Annotated in this window: 20 protein-coding genes and 1 pseudogene; 14 read left to right on the top strand and 7 right to left on the bottom strand. The window is 58.4% G+C overall.

Going from position 1 to position 17,447, the window contains the following annotated elements; translation table 11 throughout:
- The first annotated feature begins 262 nt into the window (after window positions 1-262).
- Entirely contained in the window at window positions 263-757 is a 495-nt protein-coding gene (locus P0D89_RS44590) for a YciE/YciF ferroxidase family protein (RefSeq protein ID WP_408361772.1), read from the top strand.
- A gap of 168 nt (window positions 758-925) precedes the next feature.
- Here the strand turns inward: P0D89_RS44590 and P0D89_RS44595 are convergent, their stop codons facing one another.
- Window positions 926-1,471 carry a response regulator gene (locus P0D89_RS44595; protein WP_408378620.1) on the bottom strand — a complete coding sequence of 182 codons (546 nt, stop codon included), beginning with the start codon at window positions 1,469-1,471 and terminating at the stop codon, window positions 926-928.
- 262 nt (window positions 1,472-1,733) lie between these two features.
- Here P0D89_RS44595 and P0D89_RS44600 point away from each other — a divergent pair, with 262 nt between their 5' ends.
- The 4 genes from P0D89_RS44600 to P0D89_RS44615 all read left to right on the top strand — a co-directional run bounded on the left by P0D89_RS44600 (window position 1,734) and on the right by P0D89_RS44615 (window position 4,714).
- Window positions 1,734-2,609 (top strand): manganese catalase family protein, encoded by an 876-nt coding sequence (locus P0D89_RS44600; protein ID WP_408378622.1) that lies wholly within the window; start codon window positions 1,734-1,736, stop codon window positions 2,607-2,609.
- Window positions 2,610-2,855: 246 nt separating this feature from the next.
- Window positions 2,856-3,257: a phasin family protein gene (locus tag P0D89_RS44605; protein WP_408361770.1), complete on the top strand. Its 402-nt coding sequence runs from the start codon at window positions 2,856-2,858 to the stop codon at window positions 3,255-3,257.
- A gap of 289 nt (window positions 3,258-3,546) precedes the next feature.
- Entirely contained in the window at window positions 3,547-4,302 is a 756-nt protein-coding gene (locus P0D89_RS44610) for an alpha/beta hydrolase family protein (RefSeq protein ID WP_408361769.1), read from the top strand.
- Between the two features lie 67 nt (window positions 4,303-4,369).
- Window positions 4,370-4,714, top strand: coding sequence for a hypothetical protein (locus P0D89_RS44615; RefSeq protein ID WP_408361768.1), 345 nt, complete (start codon window positions 4,370-4,372; stop codon window positions 4,712-4,714).
- A gap of 17 nt (window positions 4,715-4,731) precedes the next feature.
- Here the strand turns inward: P0D89_RS44615 and P0D89_RS44620 are convergent, their stop codons facing one another.
- A complete protein-coding gene (locus tag P0D89_RS44620) occupies window positions 4,732-5,652 on the bottom strand; it encodes a YihY/virulence factor BrkB family protein (protein WP_408361767.1) in 921 nt (306 codons plus the stop codon).
- A gap of 1,340 nt (window positions 5,653-6,992) precedes the next feature.
- On the opposite strand from P0D89_RS44620, the gene P0D89_RS44625 reads away from it, so the two are divergent.
- On the top strand, window positions 6,993-7,301 hold the full coding sequence (locus P0D89_RS44625; RefSeq protein WP_408361766.1) for an acylphosphatase: 309 nt from the start codon (window positions 6,993-6,995) through the stop codon (window positions 7,299-7,301).
- A gap of 39 nt (window positions 7,302-7,340) precedes the next feature.
- On the opposite strand, the gene P0D89_RS44630 is transcribed toward P0D89_RS44625, so the two are convergent.
- Window positions 7,341-7,616: a hypothetical protein gene (locus P0D89_RS44630; protein ID WP_408361765.1), complete on the bottom strand. Its 276-nt coding sequence runs from the start codon at window positions 7,614-7,616 to the stop codon at window positions 7,341-7,343.
- 253 nt (window positions 7,617-7,869) lie between these two features.
- On the opposite strand from P0D89_RS44630, the gene P0D89_RS44635 reads away from it, so the two are divergent.
- From P0D89_RS44635 to P0D89_RS44645, 3 genes are all read left to right on the top strand, one after another.
- Window positions 7,870-8,250, top strand: coding sequence for a response regulator (locus tag P0D89_RS44635; RefSeq protein ID WP_408361764.1), 381 nt, complete (start codon window positions 7,870-7,872; stop codon window positions 8,248-8,250).
- A gap of 284 nt (window positions 8,251-8,534) precedes the next feature.
- A complete protein-coding gene (locus P0D89_RS44640; protein WP_408361763.1) occupies window positions 8,535-8,738 on the top strand; it encodes a cold-shock protein in 204 nt (67 codons plus the stop codon).
- 317 nt (window positions 8,739-9,055) lie between these two features.
- Window positions 9,056-9,286 carry a helix-turn-helix domain-containing protein gene (locus tag P0D89_RS44645; protein ID WP_408378625.1) on the top strand — a complete coding sequence of 77 codons (231 nt, stop codon included), beginning with the start codon at window positions 9,056-9,058 and terminating at the stop codon, window positions 9,284-9,286.
- A gap of 281 nt (window positions 9,287-9,567) precedes the next feature.
- Here P0D89_RS44645 and phaP read toward each other — a convergent pair whose 3' ends face one another.
- Entirely contained in the window at window positions 9,568-10,095 is a 528-nt protein-coding gene (gene phaP, locus P0D89_RS44650) for a TIGR01841 family phasin (RefSeq protein ID WP_408361761.1), read from the bottom strand.
- A 391-nt stretch (window positions 10,096-10,486) separates the two neighbouring features.
- Between phaP and P0D89_RS44655 the strand changes: the two genes are divergently transcribed.
- The 3 genes from P0D89_RS44655 (at window position 10,487) to P0D89_RS44665 (ending at window position 12,605) form a co-directional block, all read left to right on the top strand.
- Entirely contained in the window at window positions 10,487-11,005 is a 519-nt protein-coding gene (locus P0D89_RS44655; protein ID WP_408361760.1) for a response regulator, read from the top strand.
- The gene (locus tag P0D89_RS44660) at window positions 10,909-11,325 is read left to right on the top strand and encodes a hypothetical protein (protein WP_408361759.1); all 417 of its coding nucleotides are present in this window, start codon (window positions 10,909-10,911) and stop codon (window positions 11,323-11,325) included. The genes P0D89_RS44655 and P0D89_RS44660 overlap by 97 nt, the downstream gene beginning before the upstream one ends.
- 905 nt (window positions 11,326-12,230) lie before the next feature.
- Window positions 12,231-12,605: a cupin domain-containing protein gene (locus P0D89_RS44665; RefSeq protein ID WP_408361758.1), complete on the top strand. Its 375-nt coding sequence runs from the start codon at window positions 12,231-12,233 to the stop codon at window positions 12,603-12,605.
- Here the strand turns inward: P0D89_RS44665 and P0D89_RS44670 are convergent.
- Complete coding sequence (locus P0D89_RS44670; protein ID WP_408361757.1) at window positions 12,596-12,877, bottom strand: hypothetical protein; 282 nt, start codon at window positions 12,875-12,877, stop codon at window positions 12,596-12,598. The genes P0D89_RS44665 and P0D89_RS44670 overlap by 10 nt on opposite strands.
- A 782-nt stretch (window positions 12,878-13,659) precedes the next feature.
- Between P0D89_RS44670 and P0D89_RS44675 the strand changes: the two genes are divergently transcribed.
- Window positions 13,660-13,848, top strand: coding sequence for a CsbD family protein (locus P0D89_RS44675; RefSeq protein WP_408361756.1), 189 nt, complete (start codon window positions 13,660-13,662; stop codon window positions 13,846-13,848).
- A gap of 696 nt (window positions 13,849-14,544) precedes the next feature.
- A complete protein-coding gene (locus P0D89_RS44680) occupies window positions 14,545-15,885 on the top strand; it encodes an alkaline phosphatase family protein (RefSeq protein ID WP_408361755.1) in 1,341 nt (446 codons plus the stop codon).
- A gap of 49 nt (window positions 15,886-15,934) precedes the next feature.
- Here P0D89_RS44680 and phoU read toward each other — a convergent pair.
- Both phoU and P0D89_RS44690 read right to left on the bottom strand, forming a co-directional pair.
- Window positions 15,935-16,641 (bottom strand): annotated as a pseudogene (gene phoU, locus P0D89_RS44685) (phosphate signaling complex protein PhoU).
- Between the two features lie 346 nt (window positions 16,642-16,987).
- Complete coding sequence (locus tag P0D89_RS44690) at window positions 16,988-17,167, bottom strand: DUF2934 domain-containing protein (protein ID WP_408361754.1); 180 nt, start codon at window positions 17,165-17,167, stop codon at window positions 16,988-16,990.
- Between the last annotated feature and the right edge of the window lie 280 nt (window positions 17,168-17,447).

Genomic DNA, 17,447 nt, shown 5'->3' on the forward strand with positions numbered 1-17,447 from the left:
GGTGCGGATGTGTGGGAAACGGCGACGGGGTCCGGCTCTGCACAAAAGCACAGGAAGCAGAAGTGATGCTGCAAACCTACCGAAGCTCGCGGGCTACGGCTCCGTCGCCAGAACTGCCGGGAGCAACGTTTCTTGTTGGATGGGGCGAATTGAGTGTGCGCGACGTTCTTGGCGGCAAACACGGGCATGTGGTTTGCGGTCCTGACCGTCACACCGTACTCGCCGGTAGGTGAGTTTCCGAACCCCACTCAAAGGAGTAACCATGACTACGAAGACGCTGAAGGATTTGTATATTCATTCGCTGTCCGACATTTACAGCGCCGAAAAGCAGATGACGAAGTCCCTGCCGAAGATGGCACGGGCGTCGACGAATCCGAGCCTGAGGTCGGCATTTGAGACGCACCTGGAGGAAACGCAAGGTCAGATTGATAGAATTGACCGGGTCGTCGAAGCCAGCGGGATAAAGCTCAAGCGCATCAAGTGTGTTGCCATGGAAGGCCTAATCGAGGAAGGCCAGGAGCAGATTGACGAGATTGAAAAGGGCCCCGTCCTCGACACCGCACTTATCGCCGCGGCCCAAAAGGTTGAGCACTACGAAATCGCTGCATATGGCTCGTTGATAGCATTGACGAAACAGCTGGGTGAAACGACCGCTGCCAAACTCCTGGCCGAGACATTGAATGAAGAGAAGGCTACCGATGAAAAGCTTTCGCTCCTGGCTGAAGAGAAACAGGCGGCGGAGGCTCTGGGCAAATAGTATCGAGCGGTTTTCGCCAGCGGCGCGCCGGCGCGGCTGGCGCCGTTGATGTATCCCGCTGTCCAGCCGAACGCCACGAAGCATTTGTAACGAGTGCGCGACACTAGCGGTATCGCAGCGGGACATCCGCCAGCAACGCGCGCCGTTTAACGCCCCCCCGAGGTCCAGCTACTGACGCCGCCTTGCGCGAAGCGGCATTGGCGCCGCAAAGAAGGCGTTGTACGACCTTTTCCGGACCGCTTCCGAATTCCGCCGGGACGAACGGTAGCTCAGCCTATGAATCTGACGGAGCAAGGTCGTTGCGGGAGAGGGTTTCTTGAGAAACCCGGACAGCTTGACGTGGGGGCGCCTGCTCGCATCAGACGTGAGAATGACTGGAACCGAGGCGAGGTCCACATGCCGCTGCATTTCGCGGACAACCGCGATGCCGTCCATCGCCGGCATTGCGCAGTCGGTCACGAGTATGTCCGGGCGGATTTCCAGCGCGAGCCGAAGTGCGTCGCTACCATTGGTCGCCGTTCGAACGAGATGGCCTTCCGCTGCGATAAATAATCCGAGCGTACCCAGCAGTGCTGTGTCGTCATCGACCAGTAGAACTGGTGACCACTCCTCCACTCCTTCGTGTTTCCAACCGGCTGAGGGGCGTCCGGACAGAGCCCTTGCGTTATCCATCACTTGCGCGCTGCCGAATGCGTCGACGCTATCAACGCGCAACGCCTATTCCCGAAAGCCGCACAGATTCAAAAAAACATTTCGAGACCGAAGTTTTCGTCCGGGAACGTGCCATGCGTGTGAAGGAACGCAGTGTCCTGCCCATGTGCGGTGCCTTTGCCGCTCCTCGCCAGAACTCATCATTCTGAGACCTCAGTTATGAAAGCGGTGCGCGACAGCGTCGCCGCTCTCAGGACTTCCGAATCCCCATGCCTGGCGCCATCGACGGTGCTCCGTCCTTGCCTGGCTCTGAAAGGAGAACGCCATGTTTGTCCATAACAAACGCCTCCAATACACGGTGCGTGTTGCCGCGCCTAATCCCGGCCTCGCAAATCTGCTGCTCGAGCAATTTGGAGGACCACAAGGTGAGCTCGGTGCGGCATGCCGATATTTCACTCAGGCTGTGGGGGAAGACGACCCCGGTCGGAAGGACCTCCTGTTCGACATTGCAACGGAAGAACTCAGCCATCTGGAAATCGTGGGCTCTATCGTTGCGATGCTGAACAAAGGGGCAAAGGGACAGCTAGCTGAAGCCGTTGAAAGTGAAGCTGAGCTTTATCGCAGGATGACCGGTGGCGGCAATGACTCTCATATCACAGCGCTGCTGTACGGGGGCGGCCCGGCGCTCACCAATTCAGCCGGTGTTCCATGGTCGGCGGCCTATGTCGATACTATCGGTGAGCCTACCGCAGACCTTCGTTCCAACATCGCGGCGGAAGCGCGGGCCAAGATTGTGTACGAAAGGCTGATTAACCTCACGGATGACCCGGGCATCAGGGAAACATTGGGCTTTCTGATGACGCGTGAAATTGCACACCAGAAGTCGTTCGAAAAAGCGCTTCACTCTATCCAGCCGAATTTCCCTCAAGGAAAGCTGCCCGGCGTTCCTGAATTTACAAGCGTCTATTACAAAATGTCCGCGAGTGACGGCTCTCCGCGAGGCCCGTGGAACGAGGGGCCTGAGTGGGAATTTGTTGATGCACCGAAACCGGCAGTTGATGGTGGCGATGGCACGGCAACCGTCAACGTGGCCGCCGACGACGCCGATGTTCTTCGTGCCATGGCATCGCGTACGGCGTCTGACACCTCCTCCGACCCGACGACCGGCGCCGACCTTGGAGTGGGAAAGGCCGTGAAGTGACATGTTTGCGACGCCGGAGGGGCTCCGCGTAGGAGCCCCAGTCTCCGGATTTACCCCTGATTCGTTGTACTGATAATACCTTGACCGATGAGTTCGAGATTATTCGCCATGGCACGATTGACTTCAATAATATTGCGCCTACAATGAGTTTTGCTGCATCGCAGCAATCGGCCTTTGGCCAGCGGCGCGTGTCCCTGCATTCATTCAGATTTCGCGTACCCGTCGTCTTTCCTATATGGAGCATTCATGAGCACGCTTATCCCACAATGTTTGGTTGATGCACAAAGCGCCAGTATCAAGCAGCTATTTGCTTTCTCGAGCAACGCATTCGATGGCATCGAAAAACTGACCGCGCTGAATCTTCAGGCGGTCAAAGCGACGCTCGCTGAAAACCAGGCGCTTATGGGCAAGGCGCTGTCCGCCGGACCTGAGGAACTGGTTGCGCTGTCGACAAGCCTCGCGAAGCCCACAGCGGAAAAAATCGCGGCATACAGCCGCCATGTCTACGAAATTATGTCAGGTGTTCAGATTGCGCTATCTGTAACCGCGCCGTCTCAATACCAGCAGCATGAGCGGGACGCGCAGGGATTCGTCGAGAGCCTCACGAAGAGCGCTTCACTCGGTACGAACATTGTCGACGCCGAATAGATGTAGATGTGGGGACCGGTTTTGGCCTGTTGCACATGGGGTGCAAGCCCGCATGGGACGTTGCATGATTTACGCAATGGCACGGAGTGATGCTAATCAGCGCCCCGGTTCTATCCCGTACTTTTTTCGGTACTCTTGCCGACTCTGCTCACCCCTGAACCTGGACGGGGCCTCGTTGGCCACGTCCCTCGGGTGATTTTTTTAGTCCGCAGCGCTTACGCACAAGTGTGCGTTGTGGCAATTTTTGACGGTGCGCGGTGAACCATATATCGGTGCCTTGGGAGATTCGATGGAAAGCCTTGCGTTAAAGCCGCCCCCAGCAATACTTCTCGCGCTGGAACCCCTTCGTGCCATCTCGGATTATTTTGCAGGTCTCGCGCCCTTATCGGAGCCGTTGCCGCGAGGTGACGGTCATCCTGTTCTCATTTTTCCAGGTCTGGGTGTCAGCGGATACGCGACCGAAGGCTTGCGTGAGAGGTTGCGAGAGCTGAACTACGAAGTCCACGACTGGGAACAGGGCGTCAACCAATGGCCCGATGCTGATTTCGACAGGTTTCTCGACTTACTAAGCGAGCAGCTGAAGCAGATATATGACCGAAATAGTCGCACCGTTTCGCTAATCGGCTGGAGCCTTGGCGGAGTGTACGCCCGCGAACTCGCGAAAAAGCATCCGGAGCTGGTACGGCAGGCCATCACCCTCGCGACTCCATTCGCAGACCAGCCAAACTCGACCCATGCTGGTTGGCTTTTCACGCTCCTGAACGGTGGAGTGTCACCGATGGATGAGGCGCTGCTTCGGCGGCTGAGTATAGGCCCTCTGGTCCCTTGCACATCGGTATATTCGCCATCCGATGGTATCGTGGGGTGGGCAGGATGCGTCGGGACCGAGTCCGAGTATCATCGGAACATCGAAGTGGACAACGTGAGTCACTGGGGCATGATTCACAATCCGGAAGTGCTACGTGTCGTGGCTCGCCTTCTTGCCGAGCATCGGCACGGCACATTTCGCACGTTGTTCGATACCTGCGTCACCAAATTCCTCTAGATGAAGAGGCAAAGCACTCTGAAGCACGTTCAGCAGGTCGCGCAATATATCGACGGGGAAAGAGAGCATGAGCAACAAGGTGAAGAAGGAAAACGCAACATCGGCCCACATTGAAACTGCGTATGTGTTGGAGCTATCCGTCGGAGCATCGCATGTGGCCAGCATGCTGTACCCGACGTCGCGGCAAGCATGTATCGAGGAGCTGACGGGGAATTTTCTGGCAAGACATGGAAGTACCGACCTAAAAAGCTTTCTGCTGGCATTGGCGGAAAAACTAGATGCACGCGCAAACAGTGAGGGCGCCGCTGCGGTACGACAATACGCAATGTACGGTGCAACGCCTGAGGCCCTCGTCATCCCCGCAACTGCGGTTGCGACTAAAAAAAGGACACTGCGTACGGCATCACGCTAACCGCGGCCGCCATAAATTCATCTACTTGGACTCTGCTTTTGCGGGGAAAAGTCAGAAGGCTTTTCTCCCGTTGCCTGTGACGCATCCCTGATGGATGCGGCAATTTCCGAACCGAATAAGAAAACGGCGGCTGAGAAATATAGCCACATCATCAGTACGGCAAGAGAACCTGCGGCACCGAATGCGTTTGCGGTGCCGGCATGGGCGAGATAAAACCCGAAGAGATGCCTCCCAGCCGTAAAGAGCACCGATGCAGTGACACCGCCGATAAGCGCATGACGAAAATGCACATTTGCATCCGGCAGCCACTTGATGAGGGCAGCAAACCCCATCGCGAATATCAACAGTCCGAAGACTGATTCACCCACCGCCGCGAGCACAACCAAACTGGAGTCACCAAAAATCGCATGGCCGGCAAACTGTAGGGCTGCGTCCAGTACAAGGAAAACCACCAGCAGGAAGCCCAATCCCATGACCATTCCGAAGGAAACCAGACGCGCGCGCAGCAGGAGCGCTAGTCCGGCGATACCTTTGGGCGACTCTGCGCCAAACACGACATCCAGAGCGGCATTGAGCGACGAAAACGTGGCCGAAGCACCGACAGCCACAAGGGCAATGGATAGTGCTGCGGCGACGCCACTTCCGCTTGACCTGTGTGCGTGTTCGGCAAGAGATTGCATTGCGCTCGCAGCGTCGTTGCCAAGAACGCCCTTGACGTGTTCAAAGAGCCGCCCTTTCGCCGCGTCCGGGCCAAAGAACCACCCGGCGACAGCAAGCATGATGAGGAGGGTTGGGGCAAGCGAAAAGGCGGAAAAGAAGCCGATGCTCGCGGCCATCATTGAGCAACGGTCATCCGAGAATTTGCTGATGGCCGTCCGCGCGATTGCCATCAAGGATAGCTTGCGCGGGAGGGTTTGATTTTTTACTTGACGCAACATACGGTACCTCACGCGCTTAGCCTGCGGGGAAGCCTGAAAGAGAGAGCCTGGCTAACTCGCTGCTCCTGCTCGAGCAACCAGTCAGCGATTTGTGCAATCGCTCTCTCTATCGCGCTATCAGCATCCCGATGATGGTGCCGCCGAGCGCTGCAACTGGAACACGCGGCGCACCGGCCCCACGGGCTTTGGTTACACACGTGAGAAGTGAACATGCAGGCCTTCCACTAGCTCGATTTTTTTGGCTTGGCGTGCTTCACGCAATGCTTGGTGTTCCCGTCGGCGGACGCAGCGGTCACCCTGCCAAGGAGCAAAGCGCATACCGCAGCTAAGGCGCGAGAGCACTCCGTACTGCGACATTCAACTGTCGCGGCATTCGAACTAGCCGCCGTAACGGCATGCGGTGCGACCCCTTTTTTTTGCCTTGCGCCGCCTCCGCGTGTTTCCTATCCTCCGAACAATCGAATTAAGGAGCTGCTTATGTCCCAGATAACAAAAAAGATTTCCGTGATATTCACTGCTGCTCGCCTGAGTGCACTCGATGACCGCTCGGCAAGCCGGTTTCGAGGTCGGGTCGGGCACGTCTAGCGCATGAGCCCACGGGAAAGCACGTAAGCGTCGAATTCCCGCTGGATGGGGAGCGGCGGCCAGAACGGCTTGAGCGGGTTCCGCTGGAATACCTTGAGGTCGTTCACGCGCGCTCCAGCCCCGTCTCCTGCACACTCACCGCGCGCGAATACAGGTCGAATGCAGCACGCTGCAAGGTTTAAGCGAAGTTAGGTTGCCCGCGCATGCCTGACCACGACAGGAGAAGAGTGTGACCCGAAAAGGGAAAGACAGACAACTATTAGTGCGCTACGGGGGTGCGTTCGGCGCATCCGCAACTGAGGAATGTGCCGAGACGGCAAACGACGTATCTGGCACGTCCAGGCCGAAACGACAGACGACGACCGGAATAATACGCTCTGGCGCATGCCAACTGGCAGGCGCGATTGGTACGCGCGCGGATATCACGACTATCGCCACGGCTAACTCTGAACTGGCACAACTGCTTCGTCTCCGGGCGCAATGCTCGCTGACGAAGCTGGTGGCCCTGACGGGCTCCACCGATGTTGCCAGCAGACCCGAGACTGACGAACGGATATTTGATGCCCATCTCATCAAGCCGCTGTCGCTTGATGACCTCGAGAACGTTCTACGACCGTCGTAGGGTTCGCTCAACCGCCTGACTGGCAATTCGACTGAAATGCTTGCCGGAGGACGTGCGCAAGTAGTCGATTGCGTCCGAACCGCTTCATTGAAACGCCCTCTTAGGTGCATCAACCTGCAACCGGAGTACGCCCATGGAATCTCACGAGAACGAGTGGTCGCTTGAGACCCGACTGGTCCAGGTGCGTGGTCAGGTACAGGGGATGGGCTATCGGGAGGCCTGTGTACGTCGCGCGAGAGAACTGAGCGTCACCGGTTGGGTCCGCAACCGCATGGATGGTTCGGTAGAGGCGATGCTGCAGGGCTCGCCGGAGCAACTGGCAGAAATGTACGACTGGCTCAGCGAGGGCATGTCCGCAGCGCTTGTCGACGAGCTTGAGGTCACCGAGGTGCAGCCACCGTTTGCCCGCTTTGACAACTTCGAGCGCTTGCCCACGTTGTAGGTGTAAGGTCGTCAGGGCCGCATCCGCCGCGAGGGCTTTCTAATGCCTCGGCTGTAAGATGCGCAGCATCGTCTGCCCGCCAAAGTTTTTGAGTGGAAAGTAGGAGCGGTGTGTCTCGACCTCTACCGCCACGACGTGCGCGTTCGGGCCGACATGACCGTCACCCAGTCTCGAGACCGCGCCTTCTCCCACTCGAAACAGCGAGACGACACCTGCCTCGCCGGCGACGTACAACAAATGCAGTGAAGGGTCGTACGCGAAGACATCCGGGTCCTTTCCGACTTCAAACGAGGATGCCACGCGCATCGTGCGCATGTCGAAAACGCGCGATTGAAGCGAAGCCCCGGAGCCCTTGGGGCTGCGCTGCTGCCATTGTGTCCTTGGTTGGATTGTCGACCTAGTCCTTCGCGTCGTACGGGGCGCATTTAAATGCCTGCTGAACGGGTCCGTGGTTATACTTAGGTATTAATCTGTAAAACTAACGTACAGGCAACGCCATTTAATAATATTTTATTACATAAGAAGCATTCTTGGCAGCGCCGCGAACTTCGCGTAATAAGGATATTGAATGAATGTGCTCGTCGCAGACGATAATGAGTTCGTCGCGGACAGTCTGGTTTTCCTGCTCGACTGCATTGGTCACCACGCCGTTATGGCGCACGACGGGGAGACTGCGCTGGAGTTGCTCCATGCCGGCGCTTTCGAACTCGTTCTCCTGGACGAAAACCTCCCCGGCATCAACGGCAGTGCCGTCGCGCTGTCGCTACTGGACAGGCCGGACTTCCCCCGGCCCTTTGTTGCCTCCATGACGGGTGACGGCGATAGCAATGAAGAGTTGGCCCGACTCTTCGATGTGTGTCTGCAAAAGCCATTCTCTTTGGAAACGCTCATGCGGGTCATCGAAGACGCGCGGAGCAACAGCAATGCGAGCTGTCTTCTGGCAGCCTAGCCCGCCGTCATATCCGCAGTCCACCAACAGGACGACGAATTCCTCGCTGCCGTATGGTAGCGAGCTACTTTTCGAAATATCTAGATGGTTAGGATTCCATACAATGTATTTTTGTATTTTGAGGCAGTGCTGTCCGGAGAATCGCAGTGGATGGCTGACCGGGTACGGCCCGAACTGTCGAAAAACCCTGGGGCTCCCGGTGATACCCCCCGTTATAAATGTTGAACGCGCAACGGACAATCGTCGCGTTTTTCGAACAATCAGTTTGAGAGGAGAGCAGTCACATGCCAACCGGTACCGTGAAGTGGTTTAGCGATGTGAAAGGCTTTGGATTTATCGCGCCGGACGACCGTGGCGAGGACCTGTTTGCGCACTTCTCCGAGATTCAGGCAAACGGGTTCAAATCGCTGCAGGAAAACCAGAAGGTCAGCTTTGACGTGAAGCAAGGCCCGAAGGGTAAGCAGGCGGCCAATATACAGCCGCAATAAGCCATCCAAAAAGATGGACATAAAGATTCAATATTGCGTAGTCCAGATTTTCTGAAGGGAAGAAGGCTCGACGTGGCGGCGACCAGCCCGTCCCTTAACGATGAGCCCCTCCCCCGTGTCCCTCATCAGGAACACTTAACCTCTCGTCGCATTGGTCACGAACTTGACGGGCTGTCGCGATGCAAAGTCGCAAGACCGTCATGAGCAAGAGTAGCCTGACTTCAGGCTACGAGTCGTCGGGCGGCGATTAAGAAATATACTGAGAGATATCAAAAATGATGAACCAGGATACCGCGAGCGTTTACCTCGAACGTAGCATGGAGAACGACCGTCTCAGACGGGCATTGGCGGCCCGCCTTGACAAAGCGTTCAAGCGGGCCGGCCTGAGTTCGGCGCGCGCAGCAACGGCGCTGGGTGTCAGCAAATACCACGTGGACTACTGGCGACATGGAATCACCGTGCCGCCCCTGGATGCCTGCAGGCGTCTTGCCGCCGACCTCAATGTCGACGTTCACTGGCTTTGCACCGGGCAGACTCAGCACGCCTAGTCCGCATTTCAACGGCGGCGCATCGGGTCGGCGCCCCGTGCATCCGTACGCGATACCCCAGGTGCGCCCGACGCGCCAGCGCGGCGGACCATCGATTCAATCCGGCGCGACTGTGCCCGTGCTGTTCTGTCCGCCCGGTCGTCGGCCGGTCAGGCAGGTTGGTGGGGCGATGAAGCTGGAAGCGAAGTGGCGTCGTAGAGCCGGCGCACCTCGCGCCGGCTTTCCACACCCAAAACGGTACTGCCCGAAAGCGGGCATCCTCCAGGGGGCGGCCTGGTGTTTTACGCCCTGGCCGTGACGACCTTGCCGGCCTTGTCGACGACTTCCACGGCTTCCTGGGCTGCCCCCATGGCCTGCTGCTGGAACGCGGCTCCCGCATCTCGCATCGCCTCGAAGCTCTTTGACCAGAATGCAGCAAACGTGCCGCTTTGCATTGGCGTGTTTTTGCCGAGATTGTCTGCGAGCGCTTGACTTTCACGCACGTACGCGCTCACCTGCTTCTGGCTCTGCGCGAGCAGCTCGCTTCTGGTCTCGGTGACAATTTCATTGACGTGCCGCCAGTAGGCCTGCGCCTTCTCGTTCACCAACGCGGTCTGTCGCCTCTGCAACTCGAGCAACGCCTGAGGGTCGTTGGTCGATACCGCCTCGGAGAGGACCACATGGTTTTCGGCCAGCGAGGCTTTCGCCGCCTGTACATTTAAATCAACGAGCTTTTCAACGCCCGGATAGGCAGCGTTCAGGAAGCCAAAGAGCGCATCCACACCTGCTTTCTGGGCCGCAACGAACTGTTCAGGGACCTGTGCAATCATCTGTGTACCTCCATGTCAGAACTTTGGGTTGGCGACTCTGGCCCTTGCAATGCAGCGATGCGTGGCAACTCATGCCACCAAGCATCCGCGTTCTTTTTGTGTTGTAGCTTTTTGCACTGCACCAACCCTAGCCTTTCGGGCGCACACCGTCAACCAGGGGAATTCTGCTGTCGTCGACGGCCAGGTTACTTCGCGCGACTTCGACGGTCTGCTTCGTTGCCGTTTGCATGTTCGGCAACAGTGACGAACTGATGACGCGCCTCGTAGCGAAGCTCCCGTGTCGGCTTAATTTCCGATACTGGGTCCGCTGGCGTACGGGTCTCAACTGCGATTGCCGGTACAACTTCCTCCGCGGTGGGCTGCATAAGGGACCTGATGCGTGCGTCGATAGGTGCAGGAGCTTACCCTCGAATCGGAAGGCCATCATACGATGACAGCCCTTGACGGTTGGGACGCGTTTGAACTCGTGTCGGGCAAGTTGCCGGACGTCACCATCACTGACTGGAAAAGGCCGCGTGTTGACGGTATGGGGCTATGCCGCCTGTTGCGCCACAGCCAGCCTTCGTCTGGGTTGCCGGTCATCCTGATTTCGGCCGACGAGCCACCCAACGACAGCCGCTTGCGGTTACATGATGCGTACCTGCATGTTGGCTCAATTTGTATGAGATTCAACCAGCGCAGGTGTCGCGGAAGCCGTCTTCGACCCGTATGGCCAGGGTGCCAGAGCAACGCGCTGCCAGCCGGGACGGTTTCGCGCTCAGCCTCAGCGTGTATCATGGTCCGCATAGCCTCTGGCCCGACGGAGAGACGCGTGTGGATGTATCGTTCCTCATCGACCCGATTCACAAAACCGTCACCAGCGTGCATGACGGCTATTCCCGTGCTGGCGAACTTATCGGCACGGATTTGACCGATACGGCGACCCTGTGGGGTGATGCTGCCGACTCGGACACCTCGGTACAAGTCATCGTCGCGGACGACAGCCTTACAAACAACACTATCCCGCGCGGCTTTTTCAAGGTTACGCTCGCGCTGGAGAACGTAAGAGTGGAACGGGTACTTGCGGGAAAAGCAGTACTCAATGCGTGTGGCAGCCCACCTCCCGACATCAAGGAGCAAGTCAGAACGCTCAAGGCCGTGCGCGAGCGGGTCAGCTTTATGAGCGTTGAAGACGCGTTTCACTGGTTCGAGGAAAACACTGGCGGCTCACCGTTTTCACTAGAGGGCTAAAGCGGGCTTGCGCTCAGGAACGTCTCACGTTTCTCCATAAAGGGCTTGCGTACGCGAGATACAGTGAGGCCTATGTCGATTTTCCGCGAACGGATGCCCTGTAGCCAATGTTCTGTTGGTCCTTTAGCCGCGCGTCGCGGTTGCAGAGCGTCTGCAGTTGCCGTTCTCCACTGGCCTTTCGGGCTGAAAACCGTGGCGTGCCACGATACAGCTGAAGCTCACCCTCGGCCTGTCGGCAGCAGGCGGAAACACGTACCAGCTGCCGTCATCGTGCATGAAGAAGAACAACGCGCGCACTCCGCGTGATGACGACGTCTCAACGTACACACATCGTCGCCCGCCCAACCGGGTGCGATTGAATCTGGTCACATGAACCGATATCGCCGGAGCCGGTGCGAGCCATTTCTCGACCTGGCAACGAGGGACTGCAGTTCACGCTTTTCATGTTCCGCTCCAGCAGGTACAAAGCCGACCAGCGTTGAAATGAGCGCGGGTCGCGACGAGAGGCGGACGGTTCTCGCCTCTTGCATCCTTAACGTCGCCGATGGCCGAGATGTTGACCACGGGTTTGTGAGTTCTGAAACCGAAAATTTCGCGTTGAGCTGGCGGCAGACGGCCGCCGCGGAGGAAGGCGGCCGACGAAGCCACGTGCGCCTTACCTCGGGCCAGGACAGAAATAGTCCCGGCGAAGCGGACACACACTCTGCGACCCGGTTCGCCGTGCTGGCGCGTTGCCCTCGCTTTACGTCACCGTGCCTTGACGCCCGGGCCGGCGGGCGGGACACTCAACGGGAGTCGTTGTGCGGCCGACGTCTCGCGCGGCGCTGGGTAACACGGACCTCTGAGACACTCTGACGGGGCACGTCGCACGCCGACTGGAACAGAGGCCGCGGAAGGAGAACCCCGTGGCGTTTGCACTGTCGTTTTCACAACTGTTTTCAGACTCGGTTGGCGAAAGTCATTTTGCGTCGGTAAACATCGAACTGGTCACCCGCAACTTCGCGCCCCCCGCTGAATCCTTTGACGTGTCGGATTTCGCGGCAGCGACCCGCTACGGATTTGTGCACGTGCCCAGCGGATGGGTCGGAGACCTTCATCCTTCGCCCATGTGTCTGTGGGTATTTTTTCTCAGCGGGGAGATTGAGTTCGAGGCCAGTGACGGTGAGCGACGTCGCGTCGCGGCAGGAGGCGCGATACTGCTTGAGGATACGACGGGTAACGGACATCGGAGTCGTGTCATCGGCGACGTGCCGGCGCTTCTCGCCGTGGTTCAAGTTTGATGCCGTGGTTTCCTTGGCTCGGCGCCAAGCAACCGCAGCAGCACCTTCCCGTCTACGGTCAGCGCAAGCGTGGCGTCGCCGTCTTCTGACGCGATGAGATGGACTAGCCCCGCTGCTTGGAGGGCGATGACGTCCGGCGTTACTGCGTTCGTCTCGGCCGACGCATTGCGCAGGCGCAAGAGCGTCGCGAGCTCCTGCGCGCTCAGCGTCACGGGGTGCCTTCTATGAGCACGATGCGTCGAAGAGCTGCCGTCATAGTCTTTTGCTTCCATGACCGTGTCATCCCTGCAAGTTGTGTTATGGAGTCCAAGCCCATCGGGCGAGCGCTGGTTTCAAAAATGAATTGTGGCCAATCCAAGCGACGATAGGGGAAAACATGCGGTTTCCCGCGTAACTTCTTGTAAGTGCTGACGCGACCAGCGACGGCCGCCTAGAATGACATTCTGCTTCGTTGCAGCCAACAGCACTGTTAGGGAGCGCACAGGCTGTTCTGCGCGCGGAACGCTTCAAAGAACTCCTGAACCGTCAACCGGTCGGCCATCGGTTGCCCCTTTAAAAGAGGGGCGGTTTTCTGCCGGGTGCAGTTGGTGGTTGCATTGCCTCCGCCCTACCAAACGACGTCTTTCCGGGGCCTCACCTGGGCATAGCGGCGACAGGTAAATTCAGGGGGCTGCGGGGCGCTGGCACGCTTCAGATTAACCGGCTATCGGAGAGGGAGCGCCAATGGGTTCTGTAAGGTGAGTTGAACGAACCTTAGCTTGAACTCCCAATTGAGAGCATGAGAGTACGGCCAATTTCCTGGTCAACGAGTAAGCCGGAAACTCTACCGCGATTTTCAAGGTGTGGTACATGGAAATCGAGCCGCCGAAATGACTGCCCAATTCCCACGAAGCACACCCGAGTCCATACCAGAAAGCTACGAGAGCCGAGAGCGACGAGCGGCCCGCTGGAATGCAGAACGCGCCCTCTGCTTCACGAACGCCTCGCTTTTCCTATACTGTTTTTGTCGCAATCTGGTAACGCGACGTCGGTCGCATACTTGGAGGAAGGCATCATGAACAAGGACCAGGTCAAAGGCGTTGCTCAAAAGATGAAGGGCAAGTTTAACGAGGCCATGGGCAAGGTCACGGGCAGGCCGGCCCGGGAACTGAAAGGCGATATTGAGCAAGCCGCGGGACAAGCCAGGAAAGACGTCGGGGACGCCAGGGAAGCGGCGAAGGACCGCACGACGCGTCACCATTAACCGCATGCCTCTGGGGCCGGGTCAATGCATTGACCCAGCGTCAAAGGCCTCATCAGGCGGCCGACTCGCTAAGTTGGTCGCCGGTGCGGCGGTGGATGGGTGCCTCGTGGCGCCTGGTCGAAGCAGGTGAAATTCGTTAAGCGGCAACGAGGCTCGATTTGAAATCAGCTCTCACAGTCAAACTCAAGGCTCAGTGGACGGTAGCCGTCATTGCAGGCGCCATCACACAGACCAGCGCGCTGCTGCTTTCAGACACTGTCGCCCGAGTGCGGGCGCCGTTCCTCCGACCGCTTTGATTCTGTTTGGCGCGGCGACCGTATTACTTGACTCCCAACGGGTCGTTTTCGACGCGCGCCGGGCATATGGCGCAGCGGTCAGAAAGCGCCATGTGGTTCTGGAGGGCGGCCCGCCCCACATAACCCGGATTCGTCCAACCTTTCGAATCGACGAAAGAACGCGGGCACCTGGAACGCATCGGACCGCCCGTCCCGGGGACCGGCCCTGGCTAGAATCTCGGCGGCTGCTGCCAGTTGTCGGGTGGCTGCGAGGAATCCAGAGCGCTCCACGATTTTTGTCTCCTCATAAGTCGCCGCCGCCGATTGTTCTGGGAGTTTAACGGCTGAGAACTGGATAGGCCTGGCGCCGCCCGGATTTGTTGTATCGTGGCCGGGCAGTAACGGTTCCGGGGAGAGAGCCATGGCAACGATAAAGCACGTTTTTGTCCTCATGCTTGAGAATCGCTCGTACGACAGCATCTTTGGCCTGTCGGCTTTTGCTGGCAACCTCCCAGGCGGCGGTACGACGACGGCCAACGGATTACCCGTACAACCGATTGTCAACTTTGGCCGCACAGGTACACGCTATCAGCTTGGCAAAGGTTCGCCTTACGCGCTCGGCTTTGACCCGGGCCATGAATTTACTGACACTTGCGTCCAGTTGTGCGGCTTGCCCTCCGCAAGCGCGGACATGGTTAGAAGCGATTCGCTTGTCCTGGGCTCAAAAGGCTACCCACCCCTAGCCGTAGACCCGTCGACCACCGGGTTCGCCGCGACATACGAGGACCACGCTGACGTCGTTGCGGATGCGTTCAGCGCGTTCACTCCCGACCAGCTTCCCGTGATGAACTTCCTCGCGAACCAGTTCGCCCTATGCGACAACTGGTTTGCGTCGGTACCCGGTCCAACCTGGCCAAACCGTTTTTTTTCCGTCGCCGGAACGTCCGCTGGACTTGACCACTCGCCTAGTGACGCTGAGGTGCTCGAGGCCATCTTTCTGAATACCCCACTATTCAAGTTTCCGAACGGCACGATATTCTCGAAACTCAGCCCGGCAGATTGGCTCATTGTGCAGGGCGACGTTGCCCAGACGCGTGCCATCGCTGGCATGCAGAGCCATCGAGACCGATTTGTCGGAATGGGGATGCTGTTGTCCCAACTCGCCGATGGCTCTCTGAGTTCGAAGTTCGTGTTCATAGAGCCCACGTACGACGCGAAAAATGATTTCCGCAACGGTGACTCGATGCATCCTGCAGGCGACGTACGCAAGGGCGAAGCACTCGTTAAAATGCTATACGACGCTATCAGTGGCTCCAGCCTGTGGCCCAGCAGCATGTTCGTCGTCGTGTTTGACGAGCACGGCGGCTTTTTCGACCACGTGCGTCCTCCGCCATGCGTGCCGCCGGGCGCCAGCGAGAATCCGAAGCTCAAGACGCACAACTTTCCTTTCGACCGCCTCGGTGTGCGTGTCCCGGCTCTCGTTATCTCACCGTATGTTCCGGCGGGGACTATCGACCATACGCAATATGACCACACGTCGATATTGAAAACTGTCGATAAGGTGCTTGGATTGAACGGCGCGCTGAATCTCACTGCCCGCGTACGCGCTGCCGCCGACTTTTCGAAGATGCTGGCATTGCCGGCCGCACGCCCGGACATTCCAACGTGCCCATCGCCTATCGCTGTTGGAACTGACCGCCCGTCGAGCGCCGGCGCGCCGCGTGCCAAAGACCCATTCCTGCCGCTCTACGCGCATCGGTAGCATGCGGAATGCTTCGCGGACGTTGGACGTTGGACGTTCGCGTTCGGTTTCAGTTGGCCATGACTTCCTCGTCGAGCCGGTCAAGGGGTACATGGCGTACATCCCGGCCCTTGACCACATAAACAACGAACTCAGCGATATCGGTAGCGTGGTCCCCGATACGCTCAAGGCCTTCGCAATGAACATGTATTCCGGGCCAACCGGAATTGTCCGGGGAGCTTCCGTCATCTGCATGACCAGCCTGCGTCCGAACGCACGGAACGAGTTATCGACTGCTTCGTCGTCGCGGACAATCTGCGCGGCCGCCACGGCATCCATCCGCGCGAACGCATCGAGAGCCCTGCGCAGAATCATCAAGGACAGCTCGCCGGACCTTCTTAGCTCCGTCGTATTGATGGTCCCTGTCTCGTCGCTCTCATGAATTCGGCGCAGCCGTTTCGCGACCTTGCGCGCCTCATCACCTGCCCCTTCGAAGTTGGTGACACACTTCGAGGCAGCCATCAGAAGTCGCAGGTCACGCGCGGCGGGTTGTCGACGGGCAATGACATTGCAAATCTCTTCGTCGAGTTCAAGCTCCATTGCGTTGAGCCGCTTTTCGCCGTCGAGAACCTGCAAGACCAGGGTGAAATCATAGGTGTTCATCAACCCGAGCACGCGCTCAACCTGCGATTAGAGCAGTCCGCCCGTCTCGAGCAGTCGCGTCGAGAGCAGGTTGAGGTCAACGTCAAACTGAGTGGAAAGATGCTTGACCGGCATGGGCGCTGCTCACGCGACGTGTTCAGCAACCGCAGGCGCGGTTAGCCGCGAGGTCCCGCTCAACGTTGAGACGAAAACGCGTGCGGCGGTGCCGGTGGACGGCAACAGAAACCGTATATACAGTATTATCGTATGCCGGCATTTAAACGAAGGTCGAGTTCCGGTCAGGAGCGTTATGAGGTAGCGTGACGAAACCGGATAGCGTCCGGCACGTCGTGGGGTCGGCGCACACAGCGACAACGGAAGGACGCGCCGCGTGCCCTGCGCCGCCGAACGGTTCGCCTGCAAGAGTTATGGCTCCGCTGGGCGGTCGACGGCGGGGCTCCTCTTCAGCGTCCGGTTTCTGTCACTTGGGCAGCCGGCTCTTCGGTTCAGTTCCGTTCCCGTCGGCCGCGGCTTCTTCTTCGTCTATCTGGGTGCGAGCCTGCTCCCAATACTCGTCGGCACGTCCCTCGGGGCTGCCGTCTTTTTCCCAGAGCTCATAGGCACGCACACGAATCTTCTCTTCCCCCGAAACGTTGTCCATTGCAGTCTCTCCAGTAGATTATTCACAAACAGCTACGCATGATGTCCCTCGGCCTCCTGGACCACGCGAGCAGTTCGACGACTGGCCGCTCGCTGGTCTCGCGGACTTCGACACAATCTCCTTCAGGTCGGCGGGGGCGCTGGACGGTCGACCGGGCGACGCTCAACAGAAGCATGTTTCTCCCGCAGAACCGAACGCCAGCCGTCAGGCGTCAACGGGCAGGACTGTGACCACGTTCACCCCCACTTCCGCGTGCGGCGCGTACCGCGGCGTCGCTGGA

It is taken from the genome of Paraburkholderia sp. RL18-085-BIA-A (assembly GCF_046027075.1).
Taxonomy (GTDB): Bacteria; Pseudomonadota; Gammaproteobacteria; order Burkholderiales; family Burkholderiaceae; genus Paraburkholderia.

Bases quoted from the DNA above. Each gene is read 5' to 3' on its own strand.
- P0D89_RS44615 (WP_408361768.1), top strand. From the start codon at position 4,370: ATGAGCAACAAGGTGAAGAAGGAAAACGCAACATCGGCCCACATTGAA.
- P0D89_RS44620 (WP_408361767.1), bottom strand. From the start codon at position 5,652: ATGTTGCGTCAAGTAAAAAATCAAACCCTCCCGCGCAAGCTATCCTTG.
- P0D89_RS44640 (WP_408361763.1), top strand. From the start codon at position 8,535: ATGCCAACCGGTACCGTGAAGTGGTTTAGCGATGTGAAAGGCTTTGGA.
- P0D89_RS44625 (WP_408361766.1), top strand. From the start codon at position 6,993: ATGGAATCTCACGAGAACGAGTGGTCGCTTGAGACCCGACTGGTCCAG.
- P0D89_RS44600 (WP_408378622.1), top strand. From the start codon at position 1,734: ATGTTTGTCCATAACAAACGCCTCCAATACACGGTGCGTGTTGCCGCG.
- P0D89_RS44635 (WP_408361764.1), top strand. From the start codon at position 7,870: ATGAATGTGCTCGTCGCAGACGATAATGAGTTCGTCGCGGACAGTCTG.
- P0D89_RS44645 (WP_408378625.1), top strand. From the start codon at position 9,056: ATGGAGAACGACCGTCTCAGACGGGCATTGGCGGCCCGCCTTGACAAA.
- P0D89_RS44690 (WP_408361754.1), bottom strand. From the start codon at position 17,167: ATGGACAACGTTTCGGGGGAAGAGAAGATTCGTGTGCGTGCCTATGAG.
- phaP (WP_408361761.1), bottom strand. From the start codon at position 10,095: ATGATTGCACAGGTCCCTGAACAGTTCGTTGCGGCCCAGAAAGCAGGT.
- P0D89_RS44590 (WP_408361772.1), top strand. From the start codon at position 263: ATGACTACGAAGACGCTGAAGGATTTGTATATTCATTCGCTGTCCGAC.
- P0D89_RS44610 (WP_408361769.1), top strand. From the start codon at position 3,547: ATGGAAAGCCTTGCGTTAAAGCCGCCCCCAGCAATACTTCTCGCGCTG.
- P0D89_RS44680 (WP_408361755.1), top strand. From the start codon at position 14,545: ATGGCAACGATAAAGCACGTTTTTGTCCTCATGCTTGAGAATCGCTCG.
- P0D89_RS44630 (WP_408361765.1), bottom strand. From the start codon at position 7,616: ATGCGCACGATGCGCGTGGCATCCTCGTTTGAAGTCGGAAAGGACCCG.
- P0D89_RS44670 (WP_408361757.1), bottom strand. From the start codon at position 12,877: ATGGAAGCAAAAGACTATGACGGCAGCTCTTCGACGCATCGTGCTCAT.
- P0D89_RS44675 (WP_408361756.1), top strand. From the start codon at position 13,660: ATGAACAAGGACCAGGTCAAAGGCGTTGCTCAAAAGATGAAGGGCAAG.
- P0D89_RS44605 (WP_408361770.1), top strand. From the start codon at position 2,856: ATGAGCACGCTTATCCCACAATGTTTGGTTGATGCACAAAGCGCCAGT.